At 68.9% G+C, this 17,446-nt stretch carries 13 protein-coding genes; 8 read left to right on the top strand and 5 right to left on the bottom strand.

From position 1 onward, the window contains the following. The 5 genes from dut (at position 1) to dxs (ending at position 6,884) form a co-directional block, all read left to right on the top strand. Entirely contained in the window at positions 1-471 is a 471-nt protein-coding gene (dut, locus tag DW298_RS19075; protein WP_168429598.1) for a dUTP diphosphatase, read from the top strand. Next, positions 468-1,055, top strand: a complete 588-nt coding sequence (locus DW298_RS19070; protein WP_136044018.1) for a DUF3710 domain-containing protein — start codon at positions 468-470, stop codon at positions 1,053-1,055. The genes dut and DW298_RS19070 overlap by 4 nt, the downstream gene beginning before the upstream one ends. Continuing rightward, on the top strand, positions 1,052-1,786 hold the full coding sequence (locus DW298_RS19065; protein ID WP_136044017.1) for a DUF3159 domain-containing protein: 735 nt from the start codon (positions 1,052-1,054) through the stop codon (positions 1,784-1,786). Before DW298_RS19070 ends, DW298_RS19065 begins: the two co-directional genes overlap by 4 nt. A gap of 108 nt (positions 1,787-1,894) precedes the next feature. Continuing rightward, positions 1,895-4,774, top strand: coding sequence for an aconitate hydratase (locus DW298_RS19060; protein ID WP_205820452.1), 2,880 nt, complete (start codon positions 1,895-1,897; stop codon positions 4,772-4,774). Between the two features lie 169 nt (positions 4,775-4,943). After that, on the top strand, positions 4,944-6,884 hold the full coding sequence (gene dxs / locus DW298_RS19055; RefSeq protein WP_136044015.1) for a 1-deoxy-D-xylulose-5-phosphate synthase: 1,941 nt from the start codon (positions 4,944-4,946) through the stop codon (positions 6,882-6,884). A gap of 39 nt (positions 6,885-6,923) precedes the next feature. On the opposite strand, the gene DW298_RS19050 is transcribed toward dxs, so the two are convergent. The 3 genes from DW298_RS19050 to DW298_RS19040 form a co-directional block, all read right to left on the bottom strand. After that, complete coding sequence (locus tag DW298_RS19050; protein WP_136044014.1) at positions 6,924-7,619, bottom strand: SPFH domain-containing protein; 696 nt, start codon at positions 7,617-7,619, stop codon at positions 6,924-6,926. Between the two features lie 140 nt (positions 7,620-7,759). Then, entirely contained in the window at positions 7,760-9,211 is a 1,452-nt protein-coding gene (locus DW298_RS19045; RefSeq protein ID WP_136044013.1) for a glycerol-3-phosphate dehydrogenase/oxidase, read from the bottom strand. Continuing rightward, entirely contained in the window at positions 9,208-9,786 is a 579-nt protein-coding gene (locus DW298_RS19040) for a TetR/AcrR family transcriptional regulator (RefSeq protein WP_136044012.1), read from the bottom strand. Before DW298_RS19040 ends, DW298_RS19045 begins: the two co-directional genes overlap by 4 nt. A 20-nt stretch (positions 9,787-9,806) precedes the next feature. Here DW298_RS19040 and DW298_RS19035 point away from each other — a divergent pair, with 20 nt between their 5' ends. The 3 genes from DW298_RS19035 to DW298_RS19025 are packed head-to-tail and all read left to right on the top strand — an operon-like array spanning position 9,807 to position 13,960. After that, positions 9,807-11,429: an FAD-binding oxidoreductase gene (locus tag DW298_RS19035; protein WP_240745197.1), complete on the top strand. Its 1,623-nt coding sequence runs from the start codon at positions 9,807-9,809 to the stop codon at positions 11,427-11,429. A 1-nt stretch (position 11,430) separates the two neighbouring features. Then, a complete protein-coding gene (locus DW298_RS19030; protein ID WP_136044011.1) occupies positions 11,431-12,336 on the top strand; it encodes a YegS/Rv2252/BmrU family lipid kinase in 906 nt (301 codons plus the stop codon). Then, entirely contained in the window at positions 12,329-13,960 is a 1,632-nt protein-coding gene (locus DW298_RS19025) for a GMC family oxidoreductase (protein WP_136044010.1), read from the top strand. The genes DW298_RS19030 and DW298_RS19025 overlap by 8 nt, the downstream gene beginning before the upstream one ends. Before the next feature lie 123 nt (positions 13,961-14,083). Here the strand turns inward: DW298_RS19025 and DW298_RS19020 are convergent, their stop codons facing one another. Continuing rightward, entirely contained in the window at positions 14,084-16,228 is a 2,145-nt protein-coding gene (locus DW298_RS19020) for a 3-hydroxyacyl-CoA dehydrogenase NAD-binding domain-containing protein (protein WP_136044059.1), read from the bottom strand. Between the two features lie 8 nt (positions 16,229-16,236). Continuing rightward, a complete protein-coding gene (locus DW298_RS19015) occupies positions 16,237-17,442 on the bottom strand; it encodes a thiolase family protein (protein ID WP_136044009.1) in 1,206 nt (401 codons plus the stop codon). Between the last annotated feature and the right edge of the window lie 4 nt (positions 17,443-17,446).

Below are 17,446 nucleotides of genomic sequence, written 5' to 3'. Positions count from 1 at the left end.
GTGACCGATTCCGTTGATGTCCCCATTATCGCTGCAGTGGTGCCCGGATACGCGCATCCGGGCGACGCGGGCGCCGATCTGGTCGCGGCCGAGGCTGTGCATCTGGAGCCGGGCGAGCGCGCTCTCGTCGCCACCGGAGTCCGGATCGCTCTTCCCGACGGTTATGCGGCCTTCGTGGTTCCGCGCAGCGGGCTTGCCGCCAAGCACGGGATCTCCATCGTGAACTCGCCGGGGACGGTCGACGCCGGCTATCGCGGTGAGATCAAGGTGAGTCTGATCAACACCGACATCAGGAGCGCGTACGATGTGGCGGTCGGCGATCGCATCGCGCAGCTGATCGTCATGCCGGTGACACGCGCCACGTTCATCTCGGTGGACGAGTTGCCGGACAGCGTCCGCGGCGCCGGCGGTTTCGGCTCCACCGGGTACCAGGCGGGGCTCACGCAGAACGAAGCAGGGCAGAACAGATGACTGACAACAACGCGACTCCTTCCAAGTCGGCGCCCGCGAACCGCGCCACCGACGGACCCTTCGACGACTCCGAGGCGAACCCGGTTCGCCCGTACATCGACCTGGGCGGGATCAAGATCCTGCCGCGCGAGGGGTTGAACCTCCGGCTCGAGGTGGAGGAGCAGACCAAGCGCATCGTCGCCGTCGGCCTCGACTACGCGGACTCCTCTCTGCAGGTGCAGCCGTTCGCCGCGCCGAGGTCCGGCGGACTGTGGGATGAGACGCGCGTGCAGCTGCGCGACCAGGTCAAGGCACAGGGCGGGCGCGTCGAGGAGCGGGACGGCCCCCTGGGCAAGGAGCTTCTCGCCGAGGTCCCCGCAGCGGCCAGCGAAGGCTCGGGTCTTCGTCTCGCGCGGTTCATCGGCATCGACGGCCCGCGCTGGTTCCTCCGCGGCGTGATCGGCGGAGCCGGTGCGTCGGATCCTGAGGCCGGTGCCAAGGTCGAGGATCTGTTCCGTTCGATCGTCGTCGTCCGCGGCGGCTCTCCGATGCCGCCGCGTGATCTGATCCCGCTGAAGATGCCGGCGACCCCGGGCTCCGCGTGAGCACCCCGGAAGCCGACCCGGAACGCGAGAAGAGCACCTCCGAGATCCTCGGAGAGGCTCTCGGCGGCGCCGCGCGCCGTGCCGGGCTCGACCCGTCGGAGAGCGCGAGCACGCACAAGGTCGTCTGGTCGGCGATCGGCGGGGTCCGCGGCATCCTCGAGTCGGTGCTGCCCAGCCTCGCATTCGTGATCATCTTCACGATCCGCCCCGAGCCGCTGATCCTGTCGCTGGGCATATCGGTCGGTCTCGCCGCGGTCTTCACGATCGTGCGCCTGCTGCAGAAGTCGCCGCCGTCCGCCGCTATCGGCGGGCTGGTCGCCGCGGCCGCCGCGGCCGGACTCGCATTGTGGACCGGACGCGGCGCGGACAACTTCGTTCCGGGGCTCATCACCAATGCGGTCTACGGAACGGTCATCCTGGTGTCGGCCCTGATCGGCTGGTCTCTGATCGGCCTCGCCGTCGGCTTCCTGATGGGGGAGGGCGCCACCTGGCGCAACGATCGCCGCAAGCGCCGTGCCTACTTCTGGCTCGGAATCGCGTGGGCCGCACTCTTCTTCGCCCGACTCGCCGTGCAGCTCCCGCTGTATCTCGCGGGCGACGTGACCGCACTCGGCACGCTCAAGCTCGTCATGGGACTCCCGCTCTTCGCGCCGCTGATCGCCGTCACCTGGCTCGTCGTGCGCGCTCTCCATCCGCGCGGACCGTCGCGCGAAGATGTCGCCGAGGCATGATAGATTTATCTTGACATCAAGATAAATCGCAGGCTTTCGCCGGTGAGCTGCGCGGAGCAGACTGGTTAGGTCCGCCTTGCTAGCCGCAGGGGCTCGCTGGCGAGCAAGATGGAGGCGCCTGTCGCTCCCATCCGAATAGAAGGAGACGGATTCGTGTCCACGGTGAACAGCTTCGGTGCCAAGAGCACCCTGACAGTCGGCAGCACCGACTACGAGATCTTCCGCATCGACACGGTGCCCGGTTTCGAGAAGCTCCCCTTCAGTCTCAAGGTCCTCCTGGAGAACCTGCTTCGCACCGAGGACGGCGCGAATGTGACGAAGGCGCAGATCGAGGCGCTGGGTTCGTGGGATGCCGCGGCAGAGCCCAACACCGAGATCCAGTTCACGCCGGCCCGCGTGGTCATGCAGGACTTCACCGGTGTGCCCTGCATCGTCGACCTCGCCACCATGCGTGAGGCCGTCACGGCGCTGGGCGGCGATGCGAACAAGATCAACCCGCTCTCGCCCGCCGAGATGGTCATCGATCACTCCGTCATCGCCGATCTGTTCGGCTCGGAGAACGCGCTCGAGCGCAACGTCGAGATCGAGTACGAGCGCAACGGCGAGCGCTACCAGTTCCTGCGCTGGGGCCAGACGGCGTTCAGCGACTTCAAGGTCGTCCCGCCGGGAACCGGAATCGTCCACCAGGTGAACATCGAGCACCTCGCCAAGGTGATCTACGACCGCAACGTCGACGGTGTGCTGCGCGCATACCCCGACACCTGCGTCGGCACCGACTCGCACACCACCATGGTCAACGGCCTGGGAGTGCTGGGCTGGGGCGTCGGTGGAATCGAGGCCGAGGCGGCCATGCTCGGCCAGCCCGTGTCGATGCTCATCCCGCGCGTCGTCGGCTTCAAGCTCTCCGGCGAGATCCCCGCCGGCGTCACCGCGACCGACGTCGTGCTCACGATCACCGACCTGCTGCGCAAGCACGGCGTGGTCGGCAAGTTCGTCGAGTTCTACGGCGAAGGCGTCGCCTCGGTGCCGCTCGCCAACCGTGCCACCATCGGCAACATGTCGCCCGAGTTCGGCTCCACGGCCGCGATCTTCCCGATCGACGACGTGACCCTCGACTACCTGCGCCTCACCGGTCGCAGCGAAGAGGCCGTCGCCCTCGTCGAGGCGTACGCCAAGGAGCAGAAGCTCTGGCACGACGCGAGCGTCGAGCCGACCTTCAGCGAGTACCTCGAACTCGACCTCGGCACCGTCGTCCCGTCGATCGCCGGCCCGAAGCGTCCGCAGGACCGCATCCTGCTCTCCGAGGCCAAGGCCCAGTTCGAGCAGGACATCCTCGGCTACACGACCGCATCGACGTCCGACGACATCGTCGACCTCGAGTCGAAGCACTCCTTCCCGGCATCCGACCCGGGCTCGGTCCCCGGCGAAGAAGAGCCGACCACGCGGCCGGTGCACATCAACAGCGGCGCTCCGGCGAACGCCTCGAAGCCGGTGCCGGTCACGACGCCGTCGGGGGAGAAGTACATCCTCGACAACGGCGCCGTCACGCTGGCCGCCATCACCTCGTGCACCAACACGTCGAACCCGTCGGTGATGATCGCCGCCGGTCTCGTCGCACGCAAGGCGCTGGAGAAGGGGCTGAAGCAGAAGCCCTGGGTCAAGACCACGCTCGGACCGGGATCGAAGGTCGTCACGGACTACTACGAGAAGTCCGGGCTCGACAAGGACCTCGAGGGTCTTGGGTTCTACACCGTCGGCTACGGCTGCACGATCTGCATCGGCAACTCGGGTCCGCTGATCGAAGAGGTGTCGGAGGCGATCAACTCGCACGACCTCGCCGTCACGGCCGTCCTCTCGGGCAACCGCAACTTCGAGGGGCGCATCAGCCCCGACGTGAAGATGAACTACCTCGCCAGCCCGCCGCTGGTCATCGCGTACGCTCTCGCAGGGTCGATGCACTTCGACTTCGAGAACGACGCGCTCGGCAAGGGCAAGGACGGCGAAGACGTCTTCCTGAAGGACATCTGGCCCACGCCGGCCGAGGTGCAGGAACTCGTCGACTCCTCGATCTCGCGCGAGCAGTTCATCAAGCAGTACGCGACCGTGTTCGACGGCGACGAGCGCTGGCGCAGCCTCCCCACCCCGGATGACGCCATCTTCCAGTGGGACGAGGACTCCACGTACGTCCGCAAGGCTCCGTACTTCGACGGCATGACGATGGAGCTCACCCCGGTGAAGGACATCGAGGGTGCGCGTGTCATGGCGACGCTCGGCGACTCGGTCACCACCGACCACATCTCGCCCGCCGGAAACATCAAGGCCGGCACGCCTGCGGCCCAGTACCTCACGGAGCACGGCGTCGACCGCAAGGACTTCAACTCCTTCGGCTCGCGTCGCGGCAACCACGAGGTCATGATCCGCGGCACGTTCGCGAACATCCGCCTGAAGAACCTCATGGTCTCTGCCGTCAACGACGGGCAGGTGGTCGAGGGTGGTTTCACGCGCGACTTCACGCAGCCCGGCGGCCCGCAGTCGTACATCTACGACGCGAGCATGAACTACCAGGAGCAGGGCACGCCCCTCGTCATCTTCGGAGGCAAGGAGTACGGCTCCGGTTCGTCGCGCGACTGGGCGGCCAAGGGCACCAGCCTGCTGGGCGTCAAGGCCGTGATCACCGAGAGCTTCGAGCGCATCCACCGTTCGAACCTGATCGGCATGGGCGTCGTCCCGCTGCAGTTCCCCGCAGGCGAGAGCTGGGAGTCGCTGGGTCTCGACGGCACCGAGATCGTCTCGATCTCCGGCCTCGAGGAGCTCAACAACGGTGTCACGCCGAAGACCGTCAAGGTCACCGCCACCCCGAGCGAGCACTCGCCCGAGGGCAAGCAGACGATCGAGTTCGACGCGGTCGTCCGCATCGACACCCCCGGTGAGGCCGACTACTACCGCAACGGCGGCATCCTGCAGTACGTGCTGCGTTCGCTGGTCTGATCGCGCAGAGGAAGGGGCTCGGGTCTTCGGATCCGGGCCCCTTCATCGTGCCGCCCCTTCGTGTCAAGGGGGGCCGCGCTCACCGGCTTCTCTCCACCGGGCGCGGTAGGATCGACGGGCGCCCGCACCCTCGTCGGGCGCTTCTGGCGAAGCCTGTGAGGAGGCGCAGATGCCCATTCTTCCGAGCATCTCAGGACCCCGTGATCTGGACGCGCTCTCGGCCGATCAACTGGACGAGCTCGCCGCAGAGATCCGCGCGTTCCTGGTCGAGAACGTCTCGCAGACCGGTGGGCACCTCGGGCCGAACCTGGGCGTCGTCGAGCTGACCATCGCTCTGCACCGGGTCTTCTCGTCTCCGGATGACCCCTTCATCTTCGACACCGGGCATCAGTCCTACGTGCACAAACTCCTGACGGGGCGGCAGGACTTCTCGGCGCTGCGCGTCCGCGGCGGACTCGCCGGCTATCCGCAGCGCGGTGAGAGCGCGCACGACGTCGTCGAGTCCTCGCACGCGTCGAGTTCGCTGAGTTGGGCTGACGGCATCTCCCGGGCGCTCACGGCGACCGGTCGCGCGGATCGGCACGTCGTGGCCGTCGTCGGCGATGGAGCGCTCACGGGCGGTATGACGTGGGAGGCACTGAACAACATCTCCGACGACAACGACCGGAATCTCGTGATCGTCGTCAACGACAACGGCCGCTCCTACGCGCCCACGATCGGCGGCATGTCGCGCTACCTGAATCGCGTGCGCACGGCAGCGGCGTACAAGGATCTCCACCAACGCTCGGATCGTCTGTTCCGCGCGTTCGGTCCGGTGGGGCGCGCGGTGTTCCGCGGCGTGCGCGGCGGAACCCACGGTTTCCTCTCGCGATTCACCAACAACGAGGCGCTCTACTCGAACCTCGACATCAAGTACCTCGGCCCCGTCGACGGACACGACCTTCCCGCCCTGCTCGAGACGCTCGAGCTGGCGAAGTCGTACGGCGCCCCGGTCATCGTGCACACGATCACCGAGAAGGGGCGCGGATATCAGCCCGCCCGCGACGACGAGGCCGACCAGTTCCACGCGGTCGGCAAAATCGATCCGACGACGGGTGAGACGCTGTCGTCGGGCGGTCGTGGATGGACCGACGTGTTCTCGGATGCCCTCGTCGCTGTGGGGGAGCAGCGCAGCGACGTCATCGCGATGACGGCCGCGATGCTGCGACCGACAGGTCTCGCGCCGTTCGCCGAGCGATTCCCCGATCGTGTGTACGACGTGGGGATCGCCGAGCAGCATGCGGTGGCTTCCGCAGCGGGGCTGGCGTATGGCGGACTGCACCCCGTGGTCGCGCTCTATGCGACGTTCATGGGCCGAGCGTTCGATCAGGTGCTGATGGATGTCGCACTGCACCGTGCGGGCGTCACGTTCGTGCTCGACCGTGCCGGCGTGACGGGCCCGGACGGCCCCAGCCACCACGGGATGTGGGATCTCGCCATGCTGCAGATCGTCCCGCACATCCGCATCGCCGCTCCGAGGGACGGAGCACGCCTGACCGAGGCTCTGGGCGAGGCCGTCCAGGTCGCTGATGCTCCGACCGTCATCCGCTTCCCGAAGGGTGAGGTCGCGGCCGACCTGCCCGCCATCGAGCGGTTGGAGGACGGCGTCGACGTGCTCGCCCGAGGGGAATCGGAGGACGTGCTGATCGTCGCCATCGGCCCGTTCGCCGAGCTGGCCCTCGACGTCGCAGACCGGCTCCGAGCGCAGGGTATCGGCGCCACCGTCATCGATCCGCGCTGGGCGATCCCGGTGCAGCCGTCGGTGATCGAGCTGGCTGCGCACCACCGTCTCGTCATCACCGTCGAGGACGGCATCCGCGTCGGCGGTATCGGCACACGGGTGCGACAGGTCCTGCGGGAAGCCGGCATCGACACCGCGGTGGATGAGCTGGGTCTGCCCGACGAGTTCATCGATCATGCCTCGCGGGATCAGATCCTCGCGGATGCGGGCCTCACGGCGCCGAAGATCGCCCAGGACATCGTGTCGCAGGTCCTCGGGACCAGGATCCCGAAGGCGCGGGATGCGGGCGAGACGGGCACGATCGACCTGCCCCTCCGCGAACGCCACTGATGCGCTGACGGACCCGACGGTCCGAGCCGATGGACCGCGTCAGTTCAGTGCGTGCAGTGCGGCGACGGCCTGCGCGCCGCGATCCACGTCGCGGAGCGCCGTCGACATCAGATACCCGTCGGTCAGTGCGTCGCCCGTGACCATCACACGCACGAGCTCCACCCCGCAGGCGCGACGAACCTCTTCCGCACTGGCGGCGATCACACGCGCATTGATCTCGTCGTTGTGCGGCAGCTCAGTGCCGTCGAGGCCCCTGATCACGTCTCGCAGTGCCGCCCCGACGATGTTCGAGGCGCGCTCCTTGACGTTGACGACGTCGAGCTCGAACACCCGGAGATCGCGGCCGGTCGGTATCGGACGCCATTCGAACGACGCATGCACGCGGTGCTGATGCCCGCTCGCGCCGCCCATCTCGCGGACGGGCAGGTCGGTCGCCCGGCAGCGCACATCGACGAGTCGATACCAGTAGAAGAGGGGGAAGGCGCCGTGAGAGCCGGGGTCGAGGACGACGACCTCCCCGACAGCCCCGCCGCGAGCGGTCGGCCGGCGCTGCGGACGGTTGCGGATGATGGGCTTGCCGTTGCGGGTCCGGATCGCGGCCCACCCCTCATCGACTGTGACGACGAAGAGCTTGAGCAGCGCGGGGAGGACCAGTAGCGTGGTGAGGATCGCCGTGCCGGTCTTCAGCAGCCCCGACATCCCCTTGCCGCCCAGCATCGTGAAGAGCATGTCCATGACACCACTGTGCAGGGTGATGACGCGCGAGGACGCCGGACGAGAGCATCGACCGGGGGATTTCATGCGCTGTTCCCCGGTCGTTCCCCTGGGCGCCGTGCCGTGGATACGGGGCGACGCGGAACGGCCCCGCGGCCGGCTCAGCCGACGTCGGCGAGGGTGCGCGCGACGACCGCCTCGACGGCCGGAAGACACCGGTTCCGATCGGCGTCGACGAGCCCGACCCTGGTACGCCGATCGAGCACGTCCTCGACGGTCAGGGCACCCTCGGCCCGGACAGCGAACTCGACCTCCGCGCGCGTCAGCCCCGTCACGACATCGAGCACCTCGCCCGTGGTGGCGACCTCGCGGTCCACGAGGCGCAGTGAGGCGGTGCGACTGGGTGCCGCCCGCAGTCCACGCGCCTCCGATGCCAGATCCACGGCATCCTCGGCCATGCGACGATACGTCGTCAGTTTCCCACCGAGCACCGTCACGAAACCCCCGTCGGACACTGCCACGAGGTGTCGACGCGAGACGTCGGCCGTGGCGTCCGTCCCGCTGTCGACGAGAGGGCGCAGCCCCGCGAACGCGCCGCGCACCTGATCGCGTCGCATCGGTGTCGTGATCACCCGGTTGAGGCTTCGCAGGAGGAAGTCGATCTCCGGTTCGGTCGGTTGCGCCACACGGGGCACGGCGCCCGGCGCGTCTTCGTCCGTGAGACCGACGATCACGCGCTCGTACGCCTGCGGAAGAGCGAAGACATAGCGACTGACCGACCCCTCGTGGGGGATGGTGAGTGCCGCCGTCGGCGACCCCAGATCTGCGGCGTCGAGCACGATGTGGGTCCCCCGACTGGGACGCACACGGATGGCTTCATCGAGCGATCCGGCCCATACGCCGGTGGCGTTGATCACGGAGCGGGCGGCGACCTCGAGCCGCTCTCCCGTGAGCACGTCCTCGGCGGTCGCCCCGTCACCCCGGAGCGCGATCGCGCGGACCCTGGTGAGGATGCGCGCACCGCGCGCCGCGGCGGTCCGTGCCACCGTGGTCACCAGCCGGGCGTCGTCGTCGAGCTGTCCGTCGTATGACAGCATGCCGCCCCGCAGACCGCGAGCGTCGAGGGCGGGTGCCAGTCGGGTCGCCTCCGTCGCTGACAGGATCCGGGGTGCGGGCAGCACTGCCCGCGGCGTGTGCGCCCGCATCCGGAGCAGGTCGCCGAGCCCCATACCGGCGGCGCCCGCCACCCGCTGGCGCAGCGTGACGTCGCGACTGAAGGGCAGCAGCTGTCCGAGCGGTCGGATCAGGTGCGGAGCGATCGTCGTCATGAGCAGGTGCCGCTCCCGCGCGCTCTCCTTCGCGGTGGCGACGTCGCCCGTCGCGAGGTAGCGCAGTCCGCCGTGCACGAGCTTCGAGCTGAAACGACTGGTGCCGAAGGCGAGATCCTCCGCCTCGATCAGGGTCACGCTGAGGCCGCGGGAGGCGGCGTCGAGCGCCACGCCGACTCCGGTGATGCCGCCGCCGATGACGAGCACGTCCACCCGTTCGTCGGCGGCGAGGGTCAGGTCGGTCCTTCGGCGTGCGACGTTGAGCGCGGATGACGGCGTGCTCATGGGCGCAGCAGCCCATCGAGCGCGGCGCGCAGCTCCCGCTCCCACGCGGACTCGGAGATGAGGTCGGCGACCGTGCCGTGCGAGAGGACCGCGGACTGCGCGATGAGCATCACCATGACTGCGATCTCCTGTGGTTCCCCCGGCCTGACCGACCCGTCGGCCTGCGCGGAGCCGATCGCGGTCGCCAGCCACTGCAGGATCATGCGCTGACTCGATCCGACGCGCTGCAGGGTGTAGCGCGTGAACGCCTCCGGCTCGTCGTCGAGCAGTCGCGCGTACAGCGGGTCGTTGCGGAAGAGAGAGGTGAAGCGCAGCACGTCGTCGACCAGCGCCGTCCGTGTGCGCGCGTCGGCGGAGAAGGTGCTCAGGATGCCGTCGACGCGGCGGAGCAGTGCGGCGCGGACGACGTCGTCGGCGTCGCTCCAGTTGCGGTAGATCGTGGGGCGGCTGAGTTCGGAGCGGCGTGCGAGCTCGGCGATCGTGACCCCGTGGACTCCCCGACGTTCGATCAGCGTGTCCGCGGCGTCGAGGATGCGCGCCTGCGTGGTGTCCCAGAGTGGTTGACGTTCTTCCATGATGTGTCACACTGTAACGCATGGGCCAAGACGATGGCAGGGTCGATGCCGACCCGTCGATGAGGTGGAACGGCTGGGGCGACCCGGACAAGGCGAAGGATCTGCCGCTCGCGGTGCGCACGCTGCTGCCCCTGCTGCTCGGACGTGTCCGCAAGCCCGAGCCTGCGGTCGAGCTCGCCCAGGTGTGGGTGTCGCCCTCGGCGCTCGATGACGAGGACCTCGTGGCGTTCCGCGCCGCCGTTGGCCCGCAGCACGTGGACGTCACCGCGGAAGCGCGCATCCGTCATGCCGGCGGACGATCGACTCCGGACCTCCTCCGGCGCCGGCAGCGGGAGCAGGAGGTCCCGGACGCGGTGATCCGACCCGCGAGCCACGACGAGGTCCGCGCCTGCCTCGATGTCGCCGTCAGGCGTGGTGTCGCGATCATCCCCTTCGGCGGTGGAACGAGCGTCGTCGGAGCGCTGGACCCGGAGAGGGGAGACCAGCACGCGGTCGTGAGCCTCGACCTGCGCCGCCTGAGCGGGCTGATCCGCCTCGATGAGGTCAGCGGAGAAGCGGTGCTCGCGGCCGGCAGCACGGGACCGGAGGCCGAGTCGCTGCTCGCGGCTCACGGCTTCGAACTCGGTCACTATCCGCAGAGCTTCCGGTATGCGACGATCGGCGGCTTCGCGGCGGCCCGCTCCTCCGGCCAGAACTCCGCGGGCAACGGGCGCTTCGACACCATGGTGACGGGGATCCGGGTCGCGACGCCGACCGGCGACATCGACCTCGGGCGCTCACCAGGCTCCGCCGCCGGTCCGGATCTGATCCGGGTGTTCCTCGGCTCGGAGGGCATCTTCGGCGTGATCACCGAGGTGCGCGTGCGTGTGCACCCGGTCCCGCGGGAGCGCGTGTTCGAGTCGTGGTCGTTCCCGGATTTCGCCGCCGGAGCCGCGGGGCTGCGGAGCGTGGCGCAGCAGGGGTCCGGGCCCACCGTCATCCGCCTGTCCGACGAGGCGGAGACCGCCGTGAGCCTGGCGCAGGTCGGCAAGATCGGCAAGGCGCTCGCGAAGGGCGCGAGTGTCGTGACCGTGTACGAGGGCGAGGGGATCGCCGAGCGTCGAGCCCGCACCAGCGCGCTGCTGTCGGCCGCCGGCGGCACATCGGCGGGAGAGGGCGCGGCGGAGGAGTGGCTGCGGGGGCGCTTCGACGGCCCGTACCTGCGCGATTCGCTGCTGGATGCCGGAGTGTTCTGCGAGACGCTCGAGACCGCGACGACGTGGTCGAACCTGCTCGAACTGCGTGCGGCAGTCGAGTCCGCCCTCAAGGAGGGATTCGCGGAGGCGGGCGCCCGGTCGTACGTCATGTGCCACGTGTCGCACATCTACCCCACGGGTGCGTCGCTGTACTTCACCGTCCTCGCCGGCATCCGCGCCGATCCGCTCCCGGTGTGGGGTCCGATCAAGTCGCGCGTGAACGACGCGATCATCACGACCAGCGGCACCATCAGCCATCACCATGCGGTCGGACGTGACCACGCCGCCTGGCTGGAGCAGGAGATCGGCGAGACCGGCATCCGCATCCTCCGCGCGATCAAACGTGAACTAGATCCGGCGGGAATCCTCAACCCTGGCGCCGTGACCGTTCCTGAGCGGACGCGCTGACGTGGCCGAGCACATCGCCGTGCTCGCGAACCCGTTCTCCGGCAAAGGCCGGGGCGGGCGGGCGGCGGAGGCGGCCGTACGGGTTCTCCGGGAGCGCGGTGCCGAGGTGCGCGCCTACGCCGGTGGCTCCGCAGCGGACACCGCTCGGCTCGCCGTCACCGCGCTGGCGGACGAACCGCGTGTGCTGGTCATCGTGGGCGGCGACGGTACGCTCTCCGGCGTGCTCGACACGGTGTGCGCCGCCTCTGTCCCCGTTGTTCTGGTGCCCGCGGGAACGGGGAACGATCTCGCCCGTGCGCTCGGACTCCCGCGCGGTGACGCCCGGGCCGCCGCTGAGCTCGCCCTCACCGGTGTGCCGCGGTCGATCGACGTCGGCGTGGTGCGCACGGCGATGGGCAGCCGGAAGTTCCTGACCATCGCGGCGCTGGGCTTCGACGCGAAGGTCAGCGACCGTACCAACCGACTCCGCTGGCCGCATGGCGCACCTCGCTACTACCTCGCACTGCTCATCGAGCTCGTCCGACTGCGCCCGATGGACTTCGTCCTCGCCGTCGACGGAGAGGCGACCAGGAGCGCGCCGGGCACGCTGATCGCGGCCGGCAGCACCTCCAGCTATGGCGGAGGGATGCCCATCTGCGCCGGGGCCGTTCCCGACGACGGGCTCCTCGACATCGTCCATGTCGCGCCGCTGGGCCGCCTGCGTCTGCTGCGACTGTTCCCGCTGCTGCTCCGCGGCACGCATCTCGCGCGCGTTGAGGTCGCGCATCGCCGTGCACGGTCGGTCACGGTGTCTGCCCCCGGCCTCGTGGTCTACGCGGACGGCGAGCGCATCGGCGAGCACGAGTGCACCATCTCGGTGCTGCCGGGGGCGCTCACGATGATGGGGCCGAGGGAGAGCGATGACTGAGTTCGACGAGGACGTCGTGATCGTCGGGTCCGGCTTCGGAGGTTCTGTAGCGGCTCTGCGACTGGCGGAGAAGGGCTACCGTGTCCGGGTCTACGAGGCGGGGCGCCGCTTCGAGGACGACGACTTCGCGAAGAGCAACTGGAATGTCCGCCGCTACCTCTGGGCGCCGGCGCTCGGATGCCACGGTGTGCAGCGCATCCACCGACTGCCGCACGTGATGATCCTGGCGGGTGCCGGCGTGGGCGGGGGATCGCTCAACTACGCGAACACGCTGTATCAGCCGGGGGCGGCGTTCTTCGAGGACCCGCAGTGGCGGGGCATCGCGGAGTGGGAGTCCGAACTGGCACCGCACTACGCCACGGCGAAGCGGATGCTCGGCGTCGTCGAGCATTACCCGCACACGGGGCCGGTGGAACGGATCATGGCCGGCGCGGCCGACGACCTCGGCGTCGGCTCGACGTTTCGGCGCGCGCCGGTCGGAGTCTGGTTCGGGAGACCGGGGGAGCGCACGCCGGATCCGTTCTTCGGCGGCGAGGGCCCCGATCGCACCGGCTGCACGCTCTGCGGCAACTGCATGGTGGGTTGCCGGGTCGGCGCGAAGAACACGCTCATGAAGAACTACCTGGCCCTCGCGGAGCGCCGTGGGGTCGCAATCGAGCCGCTGCGCACGGTGAGCGAGGTGCGAGAGCTCGCCGGAGGCGGGTTCGCGGTGACGACGCAGCGCAGCGGAGCCTGGTTCCGGCACGCGCGGAGGACGGTGACCGCAGAGCAGGTGGTCCTGGCAGCCGGTACCTGGGGCACGCAGCAGCTGCTGCACCGGATGAAGGAGTCCGGGGCACTGCCGCAGGTCTCGGCGTCCGTCGGCCGGCTCACGCGCACCAACTCCGAGGCGTTGGACGGCGCGGTCGCCACGAGCGTCCCGGAGTCGCTCCAGCTCGCCAGCGGCGTGGCGATCACCACCTCGTTCCACATCGACGACCGCGCGCACGTCGAGAACGTCCGCTACGGCCCGGGATCGAACCTCATGGGTGCGCTGGCGACCGTCCTCGTCCCCGGCGACCGACCGCTCGGGGTGCGTCTGCGCAGCCTCGTCGCGCAGGTGCTCCGCTCTCCGTCGCGGCAGTTCCGACTCGGCAGCCTCCGTCGCTGGAGCGAGCGCGGGATCATCGCGCTGGTGATGCAGACGGCGGACAACTCGCTCACCCTCTCGCTGAGCCGTCGCTTCGGTCGCCTCGTGATGACGAGTGCCCAGGGACACGGCGAGCCGAATCCCAGCTACCTGCCACAGGCTCACACGGCGGCGGCGGCGATCGCCGCGCGGGTCGAGGCCGAAGGCGGGGTGCCCGCGGCCGCACGCGGATCCTGGCCGGAGGTGTTCGGCATCCCGCTGACCGCGCACTTCCTGGGTGGCGCCGTGATCTCGGCGTCACGCGCGGACGGTGTCATCGATGCGTACCACCGGGTGTGGGGGCACCCCGGCCTGCACGTCGTCGACGGTGCGGCGGTTCCCGCGAATCCCGGCGTGAACCCCTCGCTCACGATCACCGCGCTCGCAGAGCGGGCACTGTCGTATTGGCCTCGACGCGGAGACGACGACAGCCGGCCGGCGCAGTCCGCTGGCTGAGTCTCGGCGATCCGGGTGTGTGGAGCCCATCACTCCTGGCTAGGGCATCGGCCGCGGTGGACGAGGAAGCGCCCCACCGGATCCGCAGGGAATCCGGTGGGGCGCTTCGCGTGAACTTCGTGGTCAGCGGTGCTCGACACCGCGGATCTGCGGAGTGTGGAACGAGCCACCGAACGCCCGCTCGGAGGCGCCCTCGCGATCGAGGTAGGGCGAGGCCCCACCGTCGATGAACGGCCAGCCGGCACCGAGGATCAGGCAGAGGTCGATGTCTTCGACCTCGGGCACGACGCCCTCGTCGAGCATCAGCTTGATCTCCTGTGCCAGGCCGTCCTGCACGCGCTGGAGAATGGTCGCAGCCGCTGCCGGCGTCTTGCCGACGGCGGGCTTCAGGACCTTCTCGGCCTGCTTGCTCCAGCCGACGACGCGACCGCCCTTGTCCTTCTCCACGACCGTGTCGAGTTCGGCGAGTGCGTGGAAGTTCTCGTTGGCGTAGAACCGGTCCGGGAACGCCTGCACCATGGTGTCCTGCACGTGGGCGGCGACCTTCCAGCCGACCAGGTCGATCAGCTGGAACGGGCCCATCGGCAGACCGAGCGGACCGAAGGCCTTCTCGACATCCGCGATCGGCGTGCCCTCGTAGACCGCGCGAGCGGCCTCGCCCATGACCTTGGCGAGCAGACGGTTCACGACGAAGCCGGGCGCGTCGGCGGTGAGGACCGCGTTCTTGCCCAGGTTCTTCGCGACGACGAATGCAGTCGACAGCGCGGCCTCCGAGGTGGTCGGCGTCTTCACGATCTCGATCAGCGGCATGACGGCGACCGGGTTGAAGAAGTGGAAGCCGACCAGACGCTCGGGGTGCGCGAGCTTCGAACCGATCTCCTCGACCGACAGCGACGAGGTGTTGGTCGCGAGGATCGCGTCTTCGGCGATGATCTTCTCGATCTCGCCGAATACCTGCTGCTTGACGCCGACCTCTTCGAACACGGCCTCGATCACGAAGTCGCAGTCCGCGTAGAGGCTCTTGTCGGTCGTGCCGGTGACGAGCGCACGCAGCTTGTTCGCCGAGTCGGAGTCCAGACGACCCTTGGCCTCGAGCTTGCCGATCTCCTCGTGGATGTAGGCGACGCCCTTGTCGACGCGCGCCTGGTCGAGGTCGGTGATGAGCACGGGCACCTGGAGCTTGCGCACGAAGAGCAGGGCGAACTGGCTCGCCATGAGTCCCGCACCGATGATGCCGACCTTCGTGACCTTCTTCGCGAGCTGCTTGTCGGGAGCGCCGACAGGTCGCTTGGCCCGCTTCTGCACCAGGTCGAAGGCATACATCGACGCGGCGAACTGATCGCCGGTCACGAGCTCTGCCAGCGCCTCGTCCTCACGGGCGAAGCCCTCGGCCTTGGTGCCGCTCTTCGCCTTGTCGAGCAGCTCGAGCGCGGCATACGGCGACTTCGGCACGGTGCCGATCTTCGACTCGAGCATGCCGCGCGCCATCTTGATGGCGATCGGCCACTTGGTGAGGCGCTCGATCTTGCCCGGCTCGTTCTTGCGCTCGACCTTCTTGCCGCCGAGGACCGCGTCGGCCCAGGCCAACGAGTTCTCGAGATAGTTCGCGGCGGGGAAGATCGCGTCGAAGATGCCCAGGTCGAACGCCTGCTGCGGCTTCAGCATCCGGTTCTGCTTGAGCGGATTCGAGATGACCACCTCGAGCGCGTTCTCGATGCCGATCAGGTTCGGCAGCAGGTAGGCGCCACCCCAGCCGGGGATGATGCCGAGGAAGACCTCGGGCAGCGCCACCGCGGCCGCGGAGGCATCGACCGTGCGGTAGCTGGAGTTCAGCGCGATCTCGAGGCCGCCCCCCAGCGCGAGGCCGTTCACGAAGGCGAACGAAGGCACCCCGAGGTCGCTGAGCTTGCCGAGGACCTTGTGCCCCAGCTGCGCGATGAGGCGTGCGTTGTCACGCGACCCCACCTTGCTGATGTCGGACAGATCGGCACCGGCCGCGAGGATGTACTGCTTGCCGGTGATGCCGACGGCCTGGATCTCGCCTGCGGCGGCACGTGCCTTCACGCCGTCGAGGGTCTCGCCCAGCTGCGTGAGTGTCGCCGGGCCCAGGGTGTTCGGGCGCGTGTGATCGCGACCGTTGTCGAGCGTGATGAGCGCGAGCACCTTGCCCGAGGCGAGTCGGATGTCGCGCACGGGCGACTGCGTGATGACCTCGCCCTCGGTGAGCGCCTGGATGGGGGAGAAGTCGATGTCGTCGTAGTTCGTCACGTTCGCGCTCACTTCTTCTTCTTGCCGTCGTAGTGCGGGTTCTCCCAGATGACCGAGCCGCCCTGGCCGAGTCCGACGCACATGGCGGTCAGGCCGTAGCGGACGTCGGGGCGCTCAGCGAACTGCGCGGCGAGCTGGATCATCAGACGCACACCGGATGCCGCGAGCGGGTGCCCCAGCGCGATCGCGCCGCCCCACTGGTTGACGCGGGGGTCGTCATCGGCGATGCCGAAGTGGTCGAGCAGCGAGATCACCTGGATGGCGAAGGCTTCGTTCAGCTCGAACAGGCCGATGTCGTCGATCGTGAGACCGGCCTTCTTCAGCGCCTTCTCGGTCGAGGGGATCGGACCGATGCCCATGATCTCGGGCTGCACGCCAGCGAAGGCGAACGAGACCATCCGCATCTTCGGGGCGAGGCCGAACTCCTTGACCGCGCCGCCGCCGGCGAGCAGCGACATCGTCGCGCCGTCGGTGAGGGGGGAGGAGGTGCCCGCCGTGACGCGCCCGTGCGGACGGAACGGCGTCTTCAGTGCGGCGAGGTCCTCCATCGTGGTCTGCGGACGACGGCCCTCGTCCTCGGTCGCGAGACCCCAGGCGCCATCAGCGCCCTTCGTGGCCACGGACACGAGGTCGGGCTGGATCTTGCCCGCGTCGTACGCGGCCTGCACCTTGTGCTGGCTCAGCATGCCGAACCGATCGGAGCGTTCCTTGGTGAGGTGCGGGAAACGGTCGAAGATGCGCTCGGCGGTGACACCCATGTTGAGGGCACCCGGGTCGACCATCTTCTCCGCGACGAAGCGCGGGTTCGGGTCGGCGTTGCCGCCGATCGGGTGGTGCCCCATGTGCTCGACACCACCGGCGAGGGCGAAGTCGTACATGCCGACGCCGATCGAGGCGCCCATGGTGGTGACGCTGGTCATCGCGCCGGCGCACATGCGCTCGACGGCGAGTCCGGGAACGGTCTGCGGAAGTCCGGCGAGGATCGCCACCGACCGGCCGAGGGTGAGTCCCTGGTCGCCGGTCTGGCTCGTCGCGGCGATCGCCACGTCATCGATGCGGTCGGCCGGGACGGCAGCGTTGCGCTCCATCAGGCCGATGGTCGCCTTCACGGCGAGGTCATCCGCGCGGGTGTTCCAGTACATGCCTTTTTCGCCGGCGCGCCCGAAAGGGGTGCGTACTCCATCGACGAAGAAGACGTCCGAGATCTCGGCCACTCTG

Origin of the sequence: Microbacterium sp. A20 (assembly GCF_004794515.1) — a bacterium.
GTDB lineage: Bacteria > Actinomycetota > Actinomycetes > Actinomycetales > Microbacteriaceae > Microbacterium.
This window is presented reverse-complemented; position numbering and strand designations above follow the sequence as displayed.